This window comes from Clostridium sp. K04 (genome assembly GCF_019734375.1).
In the GTDB taxonomy this organism is placed as follows: Bacteria; Bacillota; Clostridia; order Clostridiales; family Clostridiaceae; genus Clostridium; species Clostridium saudiense.
Genome location: NZ_JAASHD010000013.1, coordinates 1 through 22,697 on the forward strand (window position 1 = coordinate 1; position 22,697 = coordinate 22,697).

Annotated in this window: 25 protein-coding genes; 17 read left to right on the forward strand and 8 right to left on the reverse strand. The window is 28.3% G+C overall.

Translation table 11 applies throughout. From position 1 onward, the window contains the following. Positions 1-552, forward strand: a 552-nt coding sequence (locus HCG70_RS07105; protein ID WP_221697615.1) for a CAP domain-containing protein, incomplete at its 5' end; no start/stop codon positions are given. A 187-nt stretch (positions 553-739) separates the two neighbouring features. On the opposite strand, the gene HCG70_RS07110 is transcribed toward HCG70_RS07105, so the two are convergent. Next, positions 740-1,588: a LysR family transcriptional regulator gene (locus HCG70_RS07110; protein WP_195955445.1), complete on the reverse strand. Its 849-nt coding sequence runs from the start codon at positions 1,586-1,588 to the stop codon at positions 740-742. Between the two features lie 125 nt (positions 1,589-1,713). Between HCG70_RS07110 and HCG70_RS07115 the strand changes: the two genes are divergently transcribed. The 4 genes from HCG70_RS07115 (at position 1,714) to HCG70_RS07130 (ending at position 5,358) form a co-directional block, all read left to right on the forward strand. Beyond that, entirely contained in the window at positions 1,714-2,595 is an 882-nt protein-coding gene (locus HCG70_RS07115) for an aldo/keto reductase (protein WP_195959347.1), read from the forward strand. A 37-nt stretch (positions 2,596-2,632) separates the two neighbouring features. Beyond that, complete coding sequence (locus HCG70_RS07120; protein WP_195959348.1) at positions 2,633-3,484, forward strand: aldo/keto reductase; 852 nt, start codon at positions 2,633-2,635, stop codon at positions 3,482-3,484. A 188-nt stretch (positions 3,485-3,672) separates the two neighbouring features. Further along, on the forward strand, positions 3,673-4,671 hold the full coding sequence (locus HCG70_RS07125) for an aldo/keto reductase (RefSeq protein ID WP_055278015.1): 999 nt from the start codon (positions 3,673-3,675) through the stop codon (positions 4,669-4,671). A gap of 51 nt (positions 4,672-4,722) precedes the next feature. Then, complete coding sequence (locus tag HCG70_RS07130) at positions 4,723-5,358, forward strand: flavodoxin family protein (protein WP_055278014.1); 636 nt, start codon at positions 4,723-4,725, stop codon at positions 5,356-5,358. Between the two features lie 121 nt (positions 5,359-5,479). On the opposite strand, the gene HCG70_RS07135 is transcribed toward HCG70_RS07130, so the two are convergent. Further along, entirely contained in the window at positions 5,480-5,920 is a 441-nt protein-coding gene (locus HCG70_RS07135; RefSeq protein WP_154820942.1) for an Hsp20/alpha crystallin family protein, read from the reverse strand. 340 nt (positions 5,921-6,260) lie between these two features. Here HCG70_RS07135 and HCG70_RS07140 point away from each other — a divergent pair, with 340 nt between their 5' ends. From HCG70_RS07140 to HCG70_RS07150, 3 genes are all read left to right on the forward strand, one after another. Then, positions 6,261-6,917: a hypothetical protein gene (locus tag HCG70_RS07140; RefSeq protein ID WP_242833247.1), complete on the forward strand. Its 657-nt coding sequence runs from the start codon at positions 6,261-6,263 to the stop codon at positions 6,915-6,917. 210 nt (positions 6,918-7,127) lie between these two features. Further along, positions 7,128-7,856 carry a nuclease-related domain-containing protein gene (locus HCG70_RS07145; RefSeq protein WP_242858484.1) on the forward strand — a complete coding sequence of 243 codons (729 nt, stop codon included), beginning with the start codon at positions 7,128-7,130 and terminating at the stop codon, positions 7,854-7,856. 54 nt (positions 7,857-7,910) lie between these two features. Then, a complete protein-coding gene (locus HCG70_RS07150; RefSeq protein WP_221697616.1) occupies positions 7,911-9,758 on the forward strand; it encodes an ATP-binding protein in 1,848 nt (615 codons plus the stop codon). 107 nt (positions 9,759-9,865) lie between these two features. Here HCG70_RS07150 and HCG70_RS17370 read toward each other — a convergent pair whose 3' ends face one another. From HCG70_RS17370 to HCG70_RS07160, 3 genes are all read right to left on the reverse strand, one after another. After that, positions 9,866-9,994 (reverse strand): hypothetical protein, encoded by a 129-nt coding sequence (locus tag HCG70_RS17370; protein ID WP_260457801.1) that lies wholly within the window; start codon positions 9,992-9,994, stop codon positions 9,866-9,868. Between the two features lie 142 nt (positions 9,995-10,136). Beyond that, complete coding sequence (locus HCG70_RS07155; protein ID WP_221697617.1) at positions 10,137-10,778, reverse strand: HAD family phosphatase; 642 nt, start codon at positions 10,776-10,778, stop codon at positions 10,137-10,139. 29 nt (positions 10,779-10,807) lie between these two features. Further along, positions 10,808-11,437: an NUDIX hydrolase gene (locus tag HCG70_RS07160; RefSeq protein WP_055277970.1), complete on the reverse strand. Its 630-nt coding sequence runs from the start codon at positions 11,435-11,437 to the stop codon at positions 10,808-10,810. A 233-nt stretch (positions 11,438-11,670) separates the two neighbouring features. On the opposite strand from HCG70_RS07160, the gene HCG70_RS07165 reads away from it, so the two are divergent. Together HCG70_RS07165 and HCG70_RS07170 are read left to right on the forward strand one after the other, a co-directional pair. Next, a complete protein-coding gene (locus HCG70_RS07165) occupies positions 11,671-11,892 on the forward strand; it encodes a DUF1659 domain-containing protein (RefSeq protein WP_042399015.1) in 222 nt (73 codons plus the stop codon). 23 nt (positions 11,893-11,915) lie between these two features. Beyond that, entirely contained in the window at positions 11,916-12,131 is a 216-nt protein-coding gene (locus tag HCG70_RS07170; protein WP_042399018.1) for a DUF2922 domain-containing protein, read from the forward strand. Positions 12,132-12,211: 80 nt separating this feature from the next. Here HCG70_RS07170 and HCG70_RS07175 read toward each other — a convergent pair whose 3' ends face one another. Continuing rightward, positions 12,212-12,883, reverse strand: a complete 672-nt coding sequence (locus tag HCG70_RS07175) for a response regulator transcription factor (RefSeq protein ID WP_042399021.1) — start codon at positions 12,881-12,883, stop codon at positions 12,212-12,214. 228 nt (positions 12,884-13,111) lie between these two features. Here HCG70_RS07175 and HCG70_RS07180 point away from each other — a divergent pair, with 228 nt between their 5' ends. The 6 genes from HCG70_RS07180 to HCG70_RS07205 all read left to right on the forward strand — a co-directional run bounded on the left by HCG70_RS07180 (position 13,112) and on the right by HCG70_RS07205 (position 18,003). Continuing rightward, positions 13,112-13,657, forward strand: a complete 546-nt coding sequence (locus tag HCG70_RS07180; RefSeq protein WP_195953577.1) for a hypothetical protein — start codon at positions 13,112-13,114, stop codon at positions 13,655-13,657. A 72-nt stretch (positions 13,658-13,729) separates the two neighbouring features. Continuing rightward, a complete protein-coding gene (locus tag HCG70_RS07185; protein ID WP_221697618.1) occupies positions 13,730-14,716 on the forward strand; it encodes a hypothetical protein in 987 nt (328 codons plus the stop codon). Between the two features lie 56 nt (positions 14,717-14,772). Further along, positions 14,773-16,098, forward strand: coding sequence for a replicative DNA helicase (locus HCG70_RS07190; RefSeq protein ID WP_195952389.1), 1,326 nt, complete (start codon positions 14,773-14,775; stop codon positions 16,096-16,098). 13 nt (positions 16,099-16,111) lie between these two features. Beyond that, complete coding sequence (locus HCG70_RS07195; RefSeq protein ID WP_195953574.1) at positions 16,112-16,603, forward strand: DUF4145 domain-containing protein; 492 nt, start codon at positions 16,112-16,114, stop codon at positions 16,601-16,603. A 187-nt stretch (positions 16,604-16,790) separates the two neighbouring features. Continuing rightward, positions 16,791-17,639 (forward strand): ParA family protein, encoded by an 849-nt coding sequence (locus HCG70_RS07200; protein ID WP_042399032.1) that lies wholly within the window; start codon positions 16,791-16,793, stop codon positions 17,637-17,639. Between the two features lie 4 nt (positions 17,640-17,643). Then, entirely contained in the window at positions 17,644-18,003 is a 360-nt protein-coding gene (locus tag HCG70_RS07205; RefSeq protein WP_195951026.1) for a hypothetical protein, read from the forward strand. A gap of 237 nt (positions 18,004-18,240) precedes the next feature. Here the strand turns inward: HCG70_RS07205 and amrS are convergent, their stop codons facing one another. Together amrS and amrA are read right to left on the reverse strand one after the other, a co-directional pair. Further along, a complete protein-coding gene (gene amrS, locus HCG70_RS07210; protein ID WP_221697619.1) occupies positions 18,241-19,146 on the reverse strand; it encodes an AmmeMemoRadiSam system radical SAM enzyme in 906 nt (301 codons plus the stop codon). 1 nt (position 19,147) lies between these two features. Beyond that, the gene (amrA, locus tag HCG70_RS07215) at positions 19,148-20,620 is read right to left on the reverse strand and encodes an AmmeMemoRadiSam system protein A (protein WP_221697620.1); all 1,473 of its coding nucleotides are present in this window, start codon (positions 20,618-20,620) and stop codon (positions 19,148-19,150) included. A gap of 140 nt (positions 20,621-20,760) precedes the next feature. Here amrA and HCG70_RS17655 point away from each other — a divergent pair, with 140 nt between their 5' ends. Further along, a complete protein-coding gene (locus HCG70_RS17655; RefSeq protein WP_221697621.1) occupies positions 20,761-22,470 on the forward strand; it encodes an LPXTG cell wall anchor domain-containing protein in 1,710 nt (569 codons plus the stop codon). Positions 22,471-22,697: the final 227 nt, after the last annotated feature.

Sequence of the window (22,697 nt, forward strand, 5' to 3'; positions counted from 1 at the left end):
AGATATAACAGACATAATAAACATAATAATAATCAAAATAAGCCATCTACTGGCAATACTTCAACATCAACTGGTAACACCTCAACATCAAATGGAGGAAATACTAGTAACAATACTCAAACAGGTGATAGTACAGTTGTAAATGATCAATTCATGGCACAAGTTGAACAAGCCATATTTAATAAAGTAAATGAAGAAAGAGCAAAAGCAGGAGTTGCACCATTAACATATAATACAACAATGGAAAAGTATGCTAGAATTAAGTCTCAAGATATGGGAGATAATAATTACTTTAGTCATACTGATTTAAGTGGTAATTGTATAACGACAAAAATGAAAGCTGATGGAGTTACATATAGAGCTTGGGGAGAAAATATCGCTTATATAGGGGGAGTTTCAGACCCAACAGCACTAGCAAATCAATTTATGACTAACTGGATGAATTCTCAAGGTCATAGAGAAAACATATTATCTACAAACTTTAGTAGTATTGGTGTAGGTGTATATAAAATAGGTAATAAGGTATATGCAACTCAAGAGTTTTATAAATAGAAAATAAATTTAGAATATATAATTAAATAGTACAATAATAGTAAGCTATAAGGTGATTTAAATACAATAATCACCTTATAGCTTTTTTTATTTACAAATTAAATTTAATGAAATATCTACCAATGAAATATATAAAATAAATGATTAGATTTGAACTAATTTATCTTAAGTTTTTGATTTATAAATATTATTTACTATCAATACTAGTATAAATAATAGATTCAAACTGTTTTTTATAAGACTTATTGTAATTTATATAAAAAGTTACATTTACTTCAGGATCGGTTAATGGAATCAAAATACGATTATCATGGCTAGAGCTCTTATTAGTCAAATCTGTAGCAAAGGAAGGCAATGCTGAACTTTTTCGTAGTTCATCTAAAGCTGATAGTTCTTCCTGTACAAGAAATAAAGAATCAGGCATTTTTGCTTTGCAGATATCATACCAAAAGCCTATTTTTGAAAGAATAAGTATACTTTGACCATTTAAATCATTTAAAGTTAAGCTTTTATGTCCAGCAAGTGGATGAGCTGGTGGCAGAGAAATATATAAGTGCTCCTCACAATATTTTCTGCTAATAATGTCAGGGAGATTCATTTCATCGGTAGTAATAATAATTTGATATTTGTTGTTTATTAAACCATCAACTAGTTCATCTAAAGATTTCATATCAGATTGAATTTTCATATCAGGAAAAAGTCTTGATACCTCAGGGGTAAGATTCCATATAGGCGCAGGTGCACAAGAGCCAATACTGATAGTGTGATTACTTTTATCAAATGCTTGAAGATGCTCTTTCATCTCAAGACTACTATTTACAATTTTCCTTGCGTATTCTAAAGCAAGTTTTCCATTTTCATTGAAGGTTATTTTGTTTTTTTGACGAGTAAAAAGAGTCACTTGTAGTTCTTCTTCAAGCCTTTGCATAGAACGGCTAAGTGCAGGCTGGGAAATAAGTAGTTCTTCAGCAGCTTTTGAAAGTGTCTTATATTTATCAATTGCTAGTAATTGCTCTAGTTGTATAAATTCAAACATTATATCCTCCAATCAATAATTAATATTTTCAGTATGCGTCTATATTATAGCACAATGTGTTATTGGTATTGTACTAATTCTGGAAATTTATTTATACTTTTTATTGTAGGAAGGAAGAGATTCTGATGCATAAAGAAAGAGTAGCAGAGCATTTTATAAAATTGAATAATGGAATTAACATGCCGATGCTTGGATATGGAACATTACAGATTACAAATGATCAATTATGTGAACAATGTATATATGAAGCAATAAGAGCAGGATATCGTATGTTTGATACTGCAGCGGCTTATCACAATGAAGAAGCAATTGGAAGAGCAATTACAAAAGCTATTAAAGATAAGTTAGTGAAAAGAGAGGAATTATTTTTGATTACAAAGCTTTGGATACAGGATGCTGGTCTTAATAAGACTAGAAGGGCTGTAGAAGAATCTATGAGAAAATTACAAGTTGATTATTTAGATTTATATCTTATTCATCAGCCTTTGGGGGATTATTATGGAGCATGGAGAGTAATGGAACAAATGTTGGAAGAGGGAGTTTTTAGAAGCATTGGGGTATGTAACTTTTCAAAAGAAAAGCTAGTAGACTTATGTATTAACAGCAAGGTAATTCCAGCAGTTAATCAAATAGAAATTCATCCTTTTTATATTCATGATGAAGAATTAAAAGTAATGAAAGAATTTAATATTGCAGCACAGGCATGGGCACCACTATCAGAAGGACAGAGGGATATTTTTAACATAAAAATATTGAAAGATATTGGTGATAAGTATGGAAAGAGTACAGCACAGGTTATCCTTAGATGGCATATTCAAAGAGGAATTTCAGCAATTCCAAGAACAGTACAGATGGATCATCTACATGAAAATATAGATATCTGGGATTTTGAGTTGTCAGATTTAGATATAAAACAAATTGAAAGCTTAAATATTGGCTGTAGTGAGATTATTGATCACAATAGCCCATGTACAGCAAAATGGTTAAATCAGTGGAAAATTCATTAATAAAATATAGCGTAAAAACGCAGAAAGAGGTAATAGTATGGAATTTATAACATTAAATAATGGAGTTAAGATGCCAATGGAAGGCTTTGGAGTATTTCAAGTGCCAGATCATGAGATATGTGAGCAGGCAGTATTAGATGCAATTGCATCAGGATACAGATTAATTGATACAGCAGCTGCTTATATGAATGAAGAAGCTGTAGGTAATGCAATTAGTAAATGTGGTGTTGCAAGAGAAGAACTATTTATTACAACAAAACTATGGGTACAAGATGCAAGTTACGAAGGAGCAAAGCAAGCAATTGAAACATCACTTGATAAATTGGGACTTGATTATATTGACCTATATTTAATCCATCAGCCAATGGGTGATTATTATGGTGCATATCGTGCTATGGAAGAAGCATATCGTAATGGAAAGATTAAAGCAATTGGTGTATGTAATTTCTATCCAGAAAGATTAGTAGATTTATGTTTAAATGTAGAAGTAAAACCAGCAGTAAATCAAGTGGAATTACATCCATTCTTCCAACAAGAAAATGCATTGAAAGTTATGAAAGAGTATGGAGTACAACCAGAAGCATGGGGACCTTTTGCAGAAGGAAATCATGGAATATTTACAGATGAAAAGTTAACTGCCATTGGTAAGAAATATGGGAAAACTGCAGCACAGGTAGTTCTTCGTTGGAACATACAAAGAGGTGTTGTTGTTATTCCAAAGTCTGTTCATAAGAATCGTATGGAACAAAACATTGACATTTGGGATTTTGAACTTAGTAAGGAAGATATGGATGTAATTGCAAAGATGGATATCGGACACAGTGAAATTGTAGACCATAGCAATCCTGAATTTGTGAAGATGTTAAACAATATGAAAATTCATAATTAAATTATTCGGGTGATAAAGGGAGCTGAAAATGGGCTCTCTTTATTTTCAAAAAATATTTAGATATATAAAAGTAAAGCAGCAATAAAATGAGCAAAAATATTTTGATCTTATCAGGAAGTTCAAGAAAAAAGGGCGATTCAGATTTATTTATACAAGAAGCATATGAAATGGGAATAGGAGTGAAATAAATGAAATACAGAGTACTTGGAAAAGATTTAAAAGTATCAGCAGTAGGATTAGGGTGCATGGGTATGAGCCATGGATATGGTAATCCAGCTAATAAGAAAGAAATGACAGAACTTCTTGCACAAGCAGTAGACATGGGATATACATTCTTTGATACTGCAGAGGTGTATGGAACACCAGAAAATCCACATGACAATGAAGAACTTGTAGGGCAAGCATTAAAACCATTTAGAAATAAAATAGTTATTGCAACAAAGTTTGGAATTAATTTTGATATGAACAGTAAAGAAGTAAATAAGCCACTTATTCCGGATTCTAGACCAGAAACAATTCGTTCTTCTGTGGAAAATTCACTTATGAGATTAGGTATAGATAATATAGATTTGTATTATCAACATAGACAAGATCCTAATGTGCCAGTTGAAGAAGTTGCAGGTGTGATGTCAGAACTTATAAAGGAAGGGAAGATTAATCATTGGGGCTTATCTGAAGTAACTGAAGATACTATTCGTAGAGCACATGCTGTCTGTCCAGTTACAGCAGTACAAAATCGTTATTCCATGATGGCAAGACAAAATGAAGTTTTATTTCCTGTTTTAGAGGAGTTGAATATAGGATTCGTTCCATTTTCACCTATGGCAAATGGATTTTTGACAGGTAAATATGATAAAAACTCAAAATTTGATCCTAAGACGGATTATAGAAGTATGATGCCTCAGTTTAAAGAGGAAGCATATGAACAAAATAAAAAATTGCTTCAGTTGTTATGGGATATGGCTTCTGAAAAGAATGCAACACCAGCACAGATTTCATTAGCGTGGATGATTTGTAAGAAGGATTATATTTCACCAATACCAGGAACAACAAAGTTAGAGAGACTTAAAGAAAATGCAAAAGCAGCTGACATACAGCTAACCAAGGAAGAAATCAAAAATCTTGATGAGGCACTGTCAAGTATAAAAATGTCTGAGGTATTTGGTGGAACTAAAATTGTAAAATAGCTTAATAAAAAGGTATGTATAGAATGATAAGGGAGAAGGAGTATATAAAAAATGAAAGTATTATTAATTAATGGAAGCCCTCATAAAGAAGGATGCACATTTGTAGCACTTAGTGAAGTTGCAAAGACATTACAAAATGAAGGAATTGAAACTGAAATTTGCTGGATTGGAAATAAACCAATAGGTGGATGTATTGCTTGTAAATCCTGCGTAAAAACAGGAAAGTGTGCATTTGATGATGTAGTAAATGTAATACATGAAAAAGCAAAAAAGGCTGATGGGTTTATATTTGGAACACCAGTACATTATGCTTCAGCAAGTGGAAATATGACTGCATTCATGGATCGTTTATTTTATTCAGAAATTGGAGGTCAGGGAAATAAGAACTTTAGGTTGAAACCTGCAGCATGTGTAATTTCAGCTAGAAGAGCAGGAACAACAGCAACTTTTGACCAAATGAATAAGTATTTTGCAATTCAAGAAATGCCTATAATAACGGCAAAATACTGGAATATGGTACATGGAGCAGCACCAGAGCAAGTGCAGGAAGATAAAGAAGGGCTGATGAATATGAGGGTCCTAGGAAGAAACATGGCTTTTGCATTAAAGTGTAAGGAAATTGCAATGAAGCAAGGCTTAGAACTTCCAACAGTGGAGCCAGCAGTATTTACGAACTTTATAAGATAAGTCTTGAAGGATGCTAGGATAGAACTTAACGAAAAAACAGCTACAATAGTTTATTTTGTAGCTGTTTTGATTTTATTAAAACAATGGAATCATCTTCTTTCTGGAGTCATTATTAATTGGGCTATTCAATTAAAATTTGAGTACTATTATTTGCAGTTAATTCCTTTTTAGGTAACTCAATATTTAAAACGCCATTATCAAATTTAGCTTTAATTGAATCTTTATTTACATTGCTAATATAGAATCCTCTTGAAACTGATCCATAGCTTCTTTCACGTCTTATATAATTATCTTTCTTTTCTTCAGATTCATTATTTCTAGTTGCAGAAATAGTTAAATAGTTGTTATTGTAATCAATTTTTATATCTTCTTTCTTAACACCAGGTAATTCAGCATGAACAATGTATTCTTCAGGGGTTTCCTTTATATCAGTCTTGAAACTTCCACTAGAATTAAATTTTGATAACATATCATCATTAAAGAAATCATTGAACATGTCATTAATTGTTAATCCTCTATTATTTTCTCCATTATTAAATTTAAAAGGTACTAAACCAAACATACAAAGACCTCCTTATACTAAAATTCTAAATTTTAATTTAGCTAATTGAACTTACTCCCTAAAGTAATAGTTAGGAATGAAGTTCATTTAACAAATTAATTTTGTGAAAGTTCAAAAGTAGTTTTTGCTAAGCTTAATTGAATTTTCAGTGTGAGAAGTTTATTCTTTATTTATTACTTCTCTTATCTCTTTATACAAGTACATTATAAGATTAAAATCAAAGAAAGTCAAAGTTAAAAATGAAGAGATTTAGTTAGATTTATTTAGAAAATTAAAGAGTTAGTTTGATAAATTTTAATTTTAAATAAATATTTATATATTTGAAGAAAATTAAATAAAAATGATTAACGTATTTGCAAATGGGGCAGGGGTTCGATATCAAAAGTATGGAGCAACATTTGAGCATTTAGCTTCTTGGGGATTTGTAGTAATAGGAAACGATGATGCTAATTCTGCAAGCGCTAAATCTTCATCAATTACATTAGATTATATTTTATCATTAAATAGTAATGAAGAAAGTATATTTTTTAATAAATTAGATACAGCAAATGTAGGAATTTCAGGACATTCACAAGGAGGTGTAGGAGCAATAAATGCTGTAACTGAATTTGATAATAGTAATGTATTTACATCAATTTATACTGCAAGTACAACATCGATTGAATTAGCTAATGCTCTTGAATGGAATTATGATGTAACCAAAATATCAATACCTTATTTTATGGTAGCAGGTACAGGTAAGGCTGATGCTGAAACAATAGCACCGCTAGATTCTATGGTTAAAAATTATATGAATTTAAATAGTGATATTAAATCAGTTATGGCAAGAAGAAAAAATACTGATCATGGGGACATGCTCCTTTATGCTGATGGCTATATGACAGCTTGGTTTAGATATACTTTAATGAATGATGAGGAAGCTAGCAAAGTATTCTTAGGAGATTCAGCTGAAATATTAAGTAATTCAAATAATTGGCAAGATGTAATGATTAAATAGAAATAAATATATTGATTATGAAGTTGGATATACTAAAAAGGAATATATTATTATCCATAAAATGCAATAATGTTATCAGTTTAATATGATAATATTATTGCATTTTTTTGTTTAAAAATATATTTATATCTTATTACTTATTTCGACAAAGTGAAGTGATGATATTTGCTATAATTAATAAAAATAAGTAAAAATAAAGGAGGGGTAGTTTTGGGGATAATTATAATTTTAATAATTATAATGTTAATTATTAAATTTAATGGTGCAAAAATTAAAGGTAATGTTGGCGAAAAAAGAGTAGCTAATATACTATCAACTTTAGATAATACAAAATACAAAGTTATAAATAATTTGATGATAAGAACAGAAAGAGGTACTACACAAATAGATCATGTTGTTATTTCTATATATGGAATTTTTGTGATAGAAACAAAAAATTATAAAGGATTAATATTTGGTAGTGAAAATGATGAAAATTGGACACAAGTAATTTATAAGAATAAAGGAAAATTTAGAAATCCTATAAAACAAAATTATGGACACGTATTATCAATAAGGGAAAGATTAAGCCTTGATAGTAGTACTAATATTAATCCAATAGTGGTTTTTACTAATAGGGCTACATTAAAGGTTAATACGAAATCGCCAGTTATGTATGATAATAATGTTATTGACTATATAAGAAGTTGTAATTCTATTGTAATGTCAATAGATATGGTAACTAGGATATATTATGATTTACTTATGTTTAATATTGATTCTAAAGATGTAAGAAAAGAGCATGTACATAATATAAAAAGTAATTTAAGTGAAAGAGAAAAAAAGATACAAAATAACATATGTCCTAGGTGTGGCAAGGCGCTTGTAATGAGAAATGGAAAGAATGGAAGTTTTATAGGCTGTAGTGGGTTTCCTAAATGTAGATTCATAAGAAATTAATATAGATAGTAAATAAGAAAAATACAATAATAGGTTAATAATGTGGAGGAAAGCATGGTAAATTATAAAGATGTTTTTAGAAAAATACCTAAGCCAATATTGTTTATAAAGTATGAATTAAACAAAGATAAGAATACTACAATGAAGATAGAATTTATTAATGACGAAGCACTTTCATTTTTTAATAAAACTTCTGATGAGCTTATCCATAAAGATTTCTTTGATGTTTTACCAGAATTTAAAGATGATAAGAACTTTATAAATAGGATAGAGAGTATAGAGAATGATAATATAGTATGCACTAAATATATTAGGAGTTTAGTGAATTTTATTAGCATTACTATACAAAAAATAGATGAAAAATATTTTGCTTTTTATTTAGAGCATTGTATAGAAAAGAAAATTTTTGATGAAATTAATGAGCTAGGTAATATTTTCTTTATAAAAGATAGAGAAAATAGATACATGTATAGTAGTGATTTATATAATGAATATGAAGGGCATCCAAATCTTGATATGTATGGATTAACAGACTTTGATGTATATTCAAAAGAGAATGGAGATTTATACTTCAATGCAGCTAAAACCTTCATTGATTCAAAGCAACCATATAGTAAAGAGATTAGTACATTAAATAATACTGTATATATATTAAATAGATATTCAATATATAGTAATGGTGAGGTTATAGGTATTATAGGAATTTTTGAAAGTGTTATAGGGAAATTAGAAAAAATATATGATGGTGGTATAATGACTAAAATAGTAAATGATAGCCTAGAACATATAATTTTTAAAGATATGAATGGTGTGTATTTAGATTGTAATGATAGTTTTTTAAAAGATCTTAAACTTAAACGTGAAGATGTTATAGGGAAGAGTAGCTCTAACATATATGGTTTAAGTGAAATAGAAGCTAGTATACAAAAATCAGATTTAGAAGTAATTAAAGAGAAAAAGAGAAAAATATATAATGAAGAAATTACTATTGATGGACAGGTTAGAGAATTTGAAGTTATTAAAGAGCCATTTTTGGATAGTTACAAAAATTTAGTGGGGATTATTGTAACTGGAAGAGATGTTACTCATAGAAGAGAAATTGAAAAAATGCAACAAGAGTTTTTTGCAAATATATCTCATGAATTAAGAACTCCTTTAAATTTAATTTTTGGTTCATTGCAACTAATTAAAAGTGTTGAAAAGGAAGTTTTAGAAAAAAGAAATTCCTTAAATAAGTATATAGATATAATAGACCAAAACTCCAAAAGATTATTAAAGTTGGTTGATAATTTAATTGAGTCTACAAGAATGAAATGTGGATATTATGAATATAACCCTAAAAATTATGATATAGTGAGTTTTGTAGAAAATATTTCAATGTCAGTAGCAGACTTTGCTAAACAAAATAATATAGATTTAATTTTTGATACTGATGTTGAAGAAAAAATAATGGCTTTTGATTTAGAAAAGCTAGAGAGAATAATGCTTAATCTCCTTTCAAATAGTATAAAATACAATAAGGCACAGGGGCAAATAGAAGTATTGCTAAACGATTGTAATGATACTTTTGTTATAACAGTAAAAGATACTGGAGTGGGGATACCAAGTGATAAATTAATGTATATATTTGAAAGGTTCAGGCAAGTTGAAAATAGGTTTAATAAGTCTACTGAAGGTAGTGGAATAGGATTATCGCTTGTAAAAGATTTAATTGAAATACAGGGGGGAACTATAGAAGTTAAAAGTGAGTTAGGTGTTGGAAGTGAGTTTATAATAAAGTTACCTGTAAAGATTTTAAGTGATGATAGTAATATTGATAAGGTATATTTTAATAATGATTATCATGATTTGGTTAAGAGAATGAATATAGAGTTTTCTGATATATATATAGGAAATGATTAAGATGTAATAGCTTCTTATTAGGTAAAATAATGGTTTTGTTTTAAAATAGTGTTGAAATTAGCATAACAAAAAAGGATGTCCAAATGGACATCCTTTTTGAATAGAAATTAAAGTAATCCTATCTTTATGTTGTTTAAATATGGAACAGATAATATAAGAATAAAAATCGAATATATACATAAAAACAATGATAAACTTCCTAACCCTAATTTGTTACATTTAAATTTTTTCACCATTGCTCCTCCTATCAATATACTTAATGTGGTAATACTTATAACTAAAACTACTATAAGTGTTAAATTATAAATTTATCGAGCATTTTAAAAATCAAATCGTCTTATACTTCGTAATATATTAAAATTGTTCATTAAATCTACTCTATAAGTAATAAATAACTTCTTCTAATGAAGATAATACTGCTTTTGTCATATTCAAATAACGTTGATTTGGAACTTTCATGTCTGGTATACATATTACTGGAATATTAGCTGAATATGCTGCTTGAATTCCTGATTCACTATCTTCTAAAACTAAGCACTCTTCTGGATTTTCTGAAATTTTATCACAAGCTTTTAAGAAAATATCTGGGTTTGGTTTTCCTTTTTCAACCTCATTACCAAATACAAATTCATCAAAGTATCCAACAATGTTATGCTGTCTCAATATCGTTAATGCTCTATCTCTTGTACTTGATGAAGCAATAGCAATTTTTAAATTGTTATCTTTTAAATACGTTAATAATTTTTTAACTCCAGTCTTTAAATCAATACCTTCATTAATAAACTTATCTTCAACTTTTAATACGTTCTCTAATCCTACCTCAACAGTCCACGGTAAATTATATGTATCTATTAAATTTGTAACATTCTTAACTTCTGTTTTTCCGGTAAAATTTTGAGCGTATTCTTCAATAGAAAAGCTATGTCCAAATTGGTTTAATATTTCTTTATAGATTTTATATGAAACTATCTCACTATCAATTAATAAACCATCTAAATCAAATATAACTGCTTTTATCATATATCTCTCCCATTAAATACATCTATATATTAGTCAAACATTACTTGCCAATTTGGATTATTTTTAGCTTCAAAACACATTTCTATTTGTTTAGATGTAACCTTTTCTTCAGAAAGATTTGGAAGGTTTTCAACTAAAAAATAATCCATCTCTATAGTCTCTATATTTTCAATAAATTCTCCACCAGTAACTTCACATTCAACAAAAACCTTACACACTCCATAAGGATATAACGGTTTATTATGTTTATTTCTATCTTGAATAGCAATAACTCTTTTTGCAGTAACATCAAGCCCAGATTCTTCTTTTACTTCTTTTATAGTATTTGATTCTATTGATTCTAAAACATCTACCCAACCACCAGGTAGTGACCATAATCCGTTGTTCTCACGAACAAGTAATATTTTTTCATCTTTAAAAATTACTGCTCTAGTATCTAATTTAGGGGTCTGATAACCACTTTCATTACAGAATAAAGTTTTTATTTTATCAATAGGAATATCTGTTTTATAGCTTAACATTTCAGCTGCAATATTTCTTAATTGCTCATATCGTTCTTTATCATATATATCTTTTGTATATGTTAATCCACATTGTGCAATACTCTGTATCTCAATTGCCCATTTTAACCAAGGTTCTTTTAAAAATATATTATTCATAATATCACCATCCAAACTTTAGACTATATTATCTATATATTACTTTACATATTACTATTTCGCATTATAATACCATTGTTCATCAACAATCACATTTATTGTATACCAAAAGAAGTAAAATTAAAACAAATCCCCCAAAATAAATTTTATTTTAAATGCAAAAACATTCTAAAGCAGTATATGTAATAAGTGTAAGGCAACAAAACTAAAAAATAAAAAAGGGGGAATTTACAATGGCAAATAAAGAACTTGAAAGCACAGTACTATCAATAGAGGTAGAAACTTCTGTTGATAAAGAGGGCAATCCTAAATTTACAAAAAAGAAGTTAGGTAACTTAGTACCAGGTGCTGATCCAAATAAAGTTATGGCAGTTGCAGATAAGATTGCACCAATACTTAAGAAGAATACAGGTTATATTTATATAACTGAAGTATCTCAACTTACTAATCAATAATAAAAAGAAAGGAAGTGTAAAGTATGGAATATACATTAACAATGACATTTATAGCCGAAAGTGGAGAAAAATCTAATGTTTCCATTAGTGATGTAAAAAGCGGAATAACTAGTGATGAAGCCTTAGAAATAATGGATAGTATTATTGAAAATAATGTCTTCCAAAATAAAAATGGAGCATATATTACTAAAGAATCAGCTCAAGTTGTTGCAAGACAAGTTACTAAATTTACTGTATAAGCTCTAGTAGTTTTATACAGATTATATAAGAAGGAATAAGGGTTACCTTGGTGTAATTCTTATTCCTTCATTTTTTTATTTTAGCAATCTAAAATATAACCATATCCTGGTATCGATTTCAAACAATTCAAATCTAAAGCTGTTCTTATTTTACTTATATGAGAATCAACAGTCCTATCGTTAATTTTACAATGCGTTCCCCAAATATAATTTATAATTTGCTCTCTACTTAAAACTATACCTTTGTTATTTATAAGAAGTTTTAATATTTCTAGTCGTGTTTTTCCTAAAGAAACTTCATTATCATTCCATAATACTTGTCTTGTAGAAAAGTTAACTTTTATATTTTCATATATCCATAATTTATTATTAAGTTCTGTAATTTTAATTTTTTCTTCTAGAACACAACGTATTTTTTTAATTAAAAAGCCAATATAGCAAGGTTTAACTACGTAATCATTTATCCCCATATTAAAACATCTTTGTTGAACTATATTATGATTTATAGAAGTAAACATTATTACTGGTGTATTATAATTTCTAGCTTTAAGCTCACTTAAAAAAGTAAGTCCATCCATTTCAGGCATGATCATATCTAAAAGAATCAAACTTATCTTATTATTTTCTAGTGCTTCAATTCCAGCCTCACCATTATCGCAGTAAATAACATTAAATCCATTAATCTTTAATTCTTTAGTAAGTTCACGTGAATCAGTAACATTATCGTCAATTAGTAAAATAGTTTCTTTCATAAAATTTCTCCCCCTAAAAAAACAGCATAATTGTAAATAATAATAATTCTACCATTTAATTACATATAATAAAAGACAATTTTATACATTTTCTAAATGTTGTGAAAATTAACAAAATTATTGTGTTAAAGAGATAAAAATCCATATTTTTGCAACATTGAAGGTTTATAATTCTTATATAATCAAAAATTACCTTAACAATAAGTTAAGGAAAAGTGGGGGGATACCATGAATAATAATTTTTTAGCATCAAAACTTGATAGTGAATACATTAAAGATTTAACAATATTAAAGTTAAAGAAAAACTATAAGGTTATAGGGGATGAAGAGTATAAAAATATGCTTTTAGATTTAACAATGCTTAATGGGTATTCAGATTTTACAGAAATGTTATCAATGACAGCTTTTGAAATGATAATAGACAGAATAGAAAATATGGAAAGTAATGAAGAGGTTAAAATAATATTTAATGAAAAAGTAGAAGTTCTTTATAAGAATAAATTTATAGATAAAAGCTGCGATGTTGTATTAATTGGAAAACAAACAATAGAAGTGATAAGTATACTACCATTTGAATTCCATCATATATTTGCTTTTGATCATGAAGAAAGTCAATTGTTAGGAATAGGAATCATAAATAAGTATTTATCAAGTTTTGAATGTAAATGTTTAACACTTGCAGTGGTTCAACCAAATTTAATGGAAAGCTCTATATATGGCACAACTGTAAATAAGTTTTTACATCAGTACGATTTCTCACTTTTATGGGAATAAAAATATAAATTATAGGCTGGCAAAATAATATAGCCAGCCTAAAAATAAAAAAGAGTTTTGGAGGTAATTAAGATGATTTGTACAGATAAAATGATGATTAATATATTTAGTGATACCAATATTGATAAAGATGAAAGGTATATGCTTTTAATGTTTATAACAAATACTATTAAGGGGAAGGATGCTATTGCAATGTCTATTAAAACATTGTTAGAGGTATTTGAATGCAAAGGAAAGAAAACAGTTTTAAATATTATAAAGTCTTTAGAAAAGAAGGGATATATAGAAATAATAAAAAGTATAGGTAAAGTAAATCAATATAAAGTTATTAAATATATTGATGGCTTTTTATCAGAAGATAGCTGCTCTTTACAAGAAGATTCCATTTTAGAAGATGATAGTATTTCTACAAGTGTAAGTACTTATCCTTCAGAGAATAACATTAGGAATCTAAGTGCAGATACCTATACTCCAGAGGATACTAGTGTTTCTACAAGTACAGGTACCTATACTTCAGAGGATACTAGTACTAAGGGAAGGACAGGTACCTATACTTCAGGAGATACAGGTACCTATACTCCACGAGACACTAGTATAATTTCAAGACCAGGTGCTTTAAGTAAAGAAAATAACGCTGGAAGGTCTGAAAATACTAATGTTTCAGCTAGTGCTAGCAAAAATGATGATAGATATATTAATAATAAATATATTAATAATAATAATAAATTATATATATATATTTTTAATGCTTGGAACAAACTAAATATAAACAATGAGAAAATACTAACTGACGACAATAAAAGTGCAATAGCTAATGCATTAAATGAGCATAATGAAGAGGATATTATTAATGCCATAGAAAACTTTGGTGTTGTATATAAAAGCGATCATTACTACAACTATGCTTGGATTTTAAAAAGCTTTTTATCTAGAAGCAATGGAGTTAATAGGTTTATGGAAGATGGTGATATATGGCTTGATTACAAGGCAAAGCAAAAAAATGTTAAGCGTAATTCCATATTTCCTGAAGATTTTGATATAGAAAAATATATAGATTAACCAATATGGACAGGCTTTGTTTATAAAAAAATAAGTTATAAGGTGGGTAATGAGAGATGTTAACTAATAATCAAATTGTGTTAGAGCAGGAGCTTTTGGGGTCTATATTTAAAAATAATAATCTTATGCTAAAGGCTAGAGAAAAAATAAAGCCAGAGATGTTTTTATACTCAAAGCATATGAATATCTATTTAGGGATTTTAGATATGGTTGCAAATAAGCTAGAAGTAGATCTTATAACATTTTTAGAGCATCATAAAAAAAGAATTGGAGATATGGATGGAGTAACTTATGTTACAGAAATATACACATGTAGTGCAAGTGATATAGGCTTTAATACTAAGTTGGACATGCTTGTGAATAATTACAAAAGACATCTTTATGTTGAAATGAAAGACAAAATAAATTCAGATATGTCACTAGAAGAAATTGAAAGTGAAGTTGAAGGTGTTAAGGTTAAGGTCCATAAATGCAATATAAAAAAGGAGCTTGATATAGATAAGCAATATGATGATTATATAAACTGGCTTTATGATGAAAATAGAGATAAAGGAATGAAGTCTGGACTTACTTATTTAGATAAATATTTGGGGAATTTTCAAAAAGGAAGACTTGTTACTGTATTTGCTAGAAGTGGTGTTGGTAAAACAACATTTTCATTACAACTTGCAGCAAATATGGCTTTAAAAGGTCATAAAATCTTTTATGGAAGTGCAGAAATGACAAGAAATCAAGTTTTTAATAGGATAGTGGCTAGTGGGCTTTCACTTTCAGCTAAGGCTATTGATGAAGATACTATCTTAAAAGAGGATAAAGAGAGTATTGCAAAATTCATGACAAAAGTCATAAATAATAAATTTTATGTTTCTACTGAAACAGACTTTGAAAAGTTTATTGATGAAATAAAGGTATATAAACTTCAAAATTCATTAGATGTGGTGTTTGTTGATTATATAAATAAATATATAGATTTTACTGATAGAGATATGCTGACTAATAAATTAGGTAAAATAAGTGGCATGTTAAAGTCTTTAGCAATGGAAGAGGACATTTGTGTTGTTTTAATGGCTCAAGCTAACAGGGTTATAGATAAAAAGGTGGGAGACAATGCAGTTGAAAAAATAGATTCAAGTGATATTCAAGATAGTGCTAGAATTGAGCAAGATAGCGATCAGGTAATAGGTCTTTATAGAAACGTTAAGCTTGATGACAAAATGTATAGAGAAAATTTATTTAATCAAGGTAAGCTTAAATATAATTCTAAAAATGCAGATGATAATCCAGAATGTATGAATGCAGTTATTATTAAAAATAGGCATGGAGATAGGGGGACATGCGCATTAAGGTGGCATGGAAGGTATTCTAGAGTAAGTGATTTTTAGGGGAGGTTATATTATGTTTAGTGATATTATAAGTGTTATTAGTGAAAGGGATAAGTATTTGGCATCGTTAATTGAAAGTATTGATAAGATGTTATTGGTTGATTCTTTTACTGTTATTTTAAAGTCTAGAGCTATTGGTGAGCGAGTTGTTAAGAATATTATTTTGATTGAAGGTATTACTGGTACTGATGAAATGAATCAAAAGGATAAGATTAATTTGCTTGAAAGGCAGGATTTTTTTAGGGATGATGTTTATAGAGCTTTTCATACTTTAAGGGTTTTTGGGAATAGGGCCATTCATGATGAGCTTGAGGGTGTTTTTGAAACTTCTTTGATGGTTTGTAGGGTTCTTTATAGGGTTTTATCTTGGTATGTTATTGTATATGTTTGTTGTGATTTTGTGCCTAGTAGTTATATTGAGCCTGATATTATTGGCAGGATTGCTGAGTCTGAGAAGAGGGTAAGTGATGCTGTGAATTTGGTGTTGGGGAAGGCTTATGTTTGATTAGAGGCATTTAATATGGAATCAGCTATAAGGGGGTATAGCTGATTTTGTATTTAGAATTGTAGAAAGGATTGCCATGTTTTATTAATAATTTAATATGATTTAGCATTAATTGTTTAAAAATATAGTTATATAAATTTATATGAAGTTAATATATATAAGTAAAGGAAGAGTATATGGGGGAAAGATGGCTAAGATAATTTCTATAATAAATTTAAAGGGTGGAGTTGCAAAAACTACAACTACAGTTGGATTAGCTCAAGTTCTATCAACAGAATTTAATAAGAAAGTATTAGTTATAGATTTAGATGCACAAACAAATGCAACAACTATGTTAATTGGGGAAGAAAAATGGCTTGAAGTAAATAAGGACAAGCAAACTATAGCTCAATTATTTTATGAAGGAGTATATCCTAAAAGTGAAAAAATATTTGATATTAATAAAGCAATATTGAAAGGAGTTTCTAATATTGATGAAGTAAAGTTAGTGGATCTTTTACCATCAAGCTTAGAATTAATAGATATACAAGAAGATGTAATAAAAACTCCAAGGGGAATTTTTTCAACTATTAGGCCAGTTGATTTACTAGGAAGGCAATTATCAAAAGTTAAAGAAAGGTATGATTATATATTAATAGATTGTCCTCCAAATTTAGGAGTAATAACAAGGAATGGATTGAAGGTATCAGATGTTTATATTATACCAACTATACCAGATATTTTATCAACATATGGAATTCCTCAAATAATTAGTAGAGTAAAGAAATATTCTAAGGAATTAGAAAGAGATATAAAGCCTTTAGGAATAGTTATAACTAAATATAGAGAGCAATCACCAGTTCATAGAAGGACTATAAAGAAATTACAGGAAGAAGTAGATTGTAAAGTATTTAATACTATATTTAAAGAAAACGATAGCATTGCAAGTGCTGCTGAATATATAAATAAATCTACTGTAAGGCAAAAATGGGGATATGGAGGACAAGTTAATAATTTTATAGCATTAGCAAGAGAAATAATTGAAGCTATGGAGTGAATTTATGGAGAAGAAGTTAAAAGAATTATTTAATGTAATTATGGAAGAGATGAAAACCAATGATGAGTTTAAAAAGAAAATTGAGGTTGTTTTAGGGGGAGAAGATAAACCTAAAAAGAAGGTTAAGAAAAAAGTTATTATTGAAGCTAAATTAAATCCATTGTTGCTTATAAGTAATAGTGAAATGGAATTAAGAAACAAGCTTTCAGAACTTGAAGTTATTGATTTGAAAAATATTATTAAGTTTTATGAAATGGATAATACGAATTCTTGTAGTAGATGGAAAAAGAAAGATAGGCTTATTAATTATATAATTGATGTTAGTAAAAGTAGAGTGAATAGAGGTAATGCATTCAGAGATTAATTATAAATACTGAAATAGAACAAGAAAAGATAGAGAAGTTTTTGGAGTTATATAATACCTTAGATGCACAAATACCAAATTAAAGTTAATATTGAAGGAAACTATAGCAGTTAATGCTATAGTTTTTGTTTGTAACATATAGTACATAATTATTACATAATCAATTATTTTATCTTTCATATACTTTTCTCTTAAATTTGAATAACATAAAGCAAAGGCTGAAAGCATCTTATAATTTTAATCTTCTAAACAATACCTAAGCTCTTCATTAGATAGATTTCCTAAATAAATATTATTTAAGTATTTGCTTAAAAATTTATAAGCATGTTTTATATCATCTAATGGAGTTGAAGGTGAATCCATTTTATATCTTGGAAAATATCTTGATAAATGAAGTGTAATATCTTTATTAATTGAAGATAAAAATTCATCAAGCTCTTTTAAAGTAATATCATCAGTATTTTCATTAGGAATCAAAAGTGTAGTAACTTCAATATGGCAGCCAAATTCATTGGCAATCCTTATAGAATTTTCAACTTCTTTTAATGCACCAAAGCAAAGAGTTTTATAATATTCATCATTACCTTTTAAATCAATGTTTAATGCATCAACATAAGGTAAAAGCTTTCTTAAAGGTTCTTCACAAATATATCCATTAGTTACAAGTACAGTCTTATGATTTTTATTTAATGATTTAATTTTTCTGCAAACATCATAAACATATTCATACCAAATACTAGGTTCATTATAAGTAAAGGCAAGACCTAAGTTATTCTCAAGATTTAAAGAAATATTAGCCATTTCATCTGGTGAAATATATTTACTTGGAGCTATTTCCTGGGAAATGCTGTAATTTTGACAAAAGGAGCATTTAAAGTTGCAACCAAATGAACCTATAGAAAGAATATAAGTCCCTGGATAGAAGTTGTATAAAGGCTTCTTTTCTATAGGGTCCATAGCAAGAGATGTTACCTCACCATAATTTAAGCTATATAATTTAAGACTTCCATCACTATCTTTATGAACTTCACGAACTTTACATATTCCCTTTTGTCCTTCAGTTAAATGGTTACATCTATGAGGACAAAGTTTACAGTTAACGTAATTATCAATTGTTTCATAAAATAAGGCTTCTTTTTTCATATTAATCACCATCTTCAATTTCTTTAAATCTTTCAACTTTAAAGCGTTGCAAAGTATAAGGCTCATTTGGAGATATATTTCCCTTTTCTCTAGCAATAGAAACTTGCTTTTCTGCAGTATTTATGCCTTCAAGGTTAGGTAATAATAAACCTCTTTTATTACCACAAGATACTATAACACCGTAAGTTTTAGGATCTAATTTATCAAAGGTTGTTTCCTCTGGTGGATATAATAAATCTACAGAAATATCAATATCTTTAAGCTCTTCCTTTCTAAGTGGTGAAAATCTAGGATCATTTACAGCTGCACTTATTGAATTTCTTATAATTTCCTCTGCAACTGTATCTGTTGTAGGTGAAATAGTTCCAATACATCCTCTTAAGTCACCATTTATTTTTAAAGAAACAAAAACTCCTTTTTTATCATTTAATAATTTTTCATCATTTATATCATCTAAGGAAACTAATTTACCTTCATTAAAGTATAAATCAAGATTTTTTCTAGCTAATCTAGTATAAACAGAGCCTTCCTTAATTCGTCTTTTATGTTCATTTTCTTTATTATTAATTATTTTAGTATATAAATCTTCAGATGTATCTTTTAAGCTACTATTTTGAGTGCTGTCATTATAGTTATTGTTAGAAGAATTGTTACTTTCAAGACTTTTTTCTTTAAATTCCATAACTCCATAGCCAACTCCAAAAGGTCCTTCATAACTTAAAAGGGTAGAGTTTATATTATTACTATTTATTGCTCCAGCTAAAATATATAAAGAGCGTAATCCACATTCACCAGCTTCTCTTATTAAAGATTTATCTATTGTAAATAAGTCTTTTAAGTTGTTATTTTGTAAAATATTAATTAGCTTTTCATCAAACTCTTTTCCAGCAGGAGTATAAGGATATGGTCCATCTACAGTAAGCCTATGAGATAAGTCACCAGAGGCTATGAAGACAGCTTTTTTATTGCAGTCATTAACTGCATTTTTTATGCATCTACCAAAGTTCATAAGTTCTAAAGGTGATAGCATTCCATATGTTATGTGGACTAATTTAAAGGTTTTTGAATTTTTTAGAAAGTACAAAGGAACCATTGCACCATGATCAAGCTCTAAATCAATATTGTATAAATTAGAGGTTTTTTCATCTAAGGTGACTACCGGAATATTTTCTTTTGTAGCATTTTCTATAATTTTTGATGTAAGGGTAGTATCTATTTCAAAGTTGAATTTTATATTTGGTGCATTAAAGTTTTTTAAGTCTCCACTTAGGGTTTTGGATGTTATTATGGCAATTGCATCTCTAAATACTGTTCCATGTGGGGTTATTATTATAATTGTTTCTGGAGAGAGTTGGTTTATTTTTTTACCTACCTCCTCACATGCTTTTATAGTGTTTATTGCTTTGTTTTCGTTACCTTTTCCTATATCGGGAATGATAATTGGAGGGTGAGGCATTAGGTAGTAACTTAACATAGTTTTCACTTCCTTATTTTTTTATTATTTTAGTAGTATTACCTAAAATATTTATATCTAAAATTTAAAAATTTTTATGAATAAAAAAGTTTATGGTCATACAATTAAACGTAATATAAAAAATGTTTGGGGGTATGTTCGTGAAAAGAGCTAGAAAATCAATTGCGAGTATCATTGTAATAACATTTATAGTTACATGTATTGGCAATTATAAAGCTGTCTATGCAGAAGGAGAACAAAGTTTAGAGGTAAATTATGCTACAGAGGAACTTAATGAAAGTAATGTAAAATTTGCAACAGAAGAAGTTAAGAAAGCGGAATTAGTAGAAGATAATATCGAAGATGAATTAGAGGTAGTTAAACAACCTGCTGTATTAGAAATAGTAGAAACATATGGAAACATCTATGATTTTAAAAATTATTACAATAATTATATAAAAGTAATATTTAAACAAGGTCCTAAAATTCATGATGTTAAGGTTACTATGGTGAAGAGTGATGATCCTAGTAAATTTATAATATATGATAACTATGAAGATTGTTCTAACTATGAATTTAACATGTATGTAGACAAATCTTCAATACTTGATAATGGTATTTATGAAATTGGGAAAGTAGAGGCTATTGCATATACTAATTATGGTGATGATAAGGTAGCTTATATAAATCCGAAGTTTAAAGATGTTATATCTACAGAAGGAATTGAATTTGTTGAAGAGCATGATTTTACAGGAAAAACAATAGAGGTTAAAAATTATAAATCTATAAATTATTCATTTGAAGAGTTTTCAGTAGTAGATAATCCTACTAATGGTTATGAGTTTGGAGCTACTATTAAGATTAAATCTGATAAAGAAATAACTAGTATGGGTGCGTTCTTAAAGTGTGGACTTCAAAATGTTTATTTAACTAGCTCAACTGGATTTGATGAAAATGGAGAATTAAATACAGGAAATATAACTAAAGATGGAGATATTTATACTATAAATTTAGTTCCAACACTATATGCCGAAGAATCAACACCATTAGAATATATGAAAAGTGGTGAATATCAAGTTTCTTTCCTAACTTTCTGTTACAATGATGATAAAGTAACAACTGTACCTGTAAAGTTAACAGATGAAAGATTTAAGAATGAAAATGTCTATGTAGATGGAAGTTATGATTTTAGTCCTTTAGATATAACTTGTAACAATCCAAAGGAAGATATAGTAGGCCCTGTTATAGATGATATAATAGTTGAAAAAAGTAATGGGGTTATAGGTGATGAACTTATAGTTAAAGTTATGATAAGTGATAATCTTTCTGGTTTTAAGAATTATATTAATGGATATTCAATATGGACTAAGATAGGTGATGAGACATTCAAGTATTATGCAGGATATGACTTTGAGGCAGATGGAAAATCAGGTTGCTTTACTATTAAAATATCAATAACTGATGAATTTGAACCAGGAGAGTATATTATGACAGCTATAGGACTTCATGATGCATGTTATAATGGGGCAGAATATACTCTTGAAAATAATTATGAGCTTTTAAGTAAAACAATTTTAAAAGTTACTGATAAAAATGGCAGTGGCTCTGGAGAAGGTGGCGCTGGAGCAGGGGACTCAGGAAATGATTCCAATAATAAGACTGATGAGGATAAGAAACCAGTAGTAGAAGTGAAACCAGGAGCAGGTAACAATAATATAACAACAGGAAATAATAGTACTACAAATACTACTGTAAATAGATTACCAAGTACAGGTAGTGTAGTATCAAGCACTTTCGTTGTTTTCTTAGGTATGATTTTAACTGTAGGAGGAGCATTTGTAATATTTAAGAAAAGAGAGGAAATAATCTAATATTCAAATATTATTAATTAGAAATTTCTTAGTGACAAGTATAAGCTTGTCACTTTTTTTGTAGATAGTAAGTATTAATGAAAATGAGTGATTAATAGTTTAATATTAGAGTTTTTTGTAGCTGATTTGATATTTAAATTATATTTATTAAGAGTTTAAGAGCAATAATTACATATAAATAGATTTGTTCTTAGATTATAGAGTTTAATAATAGAATTTGATGTAAC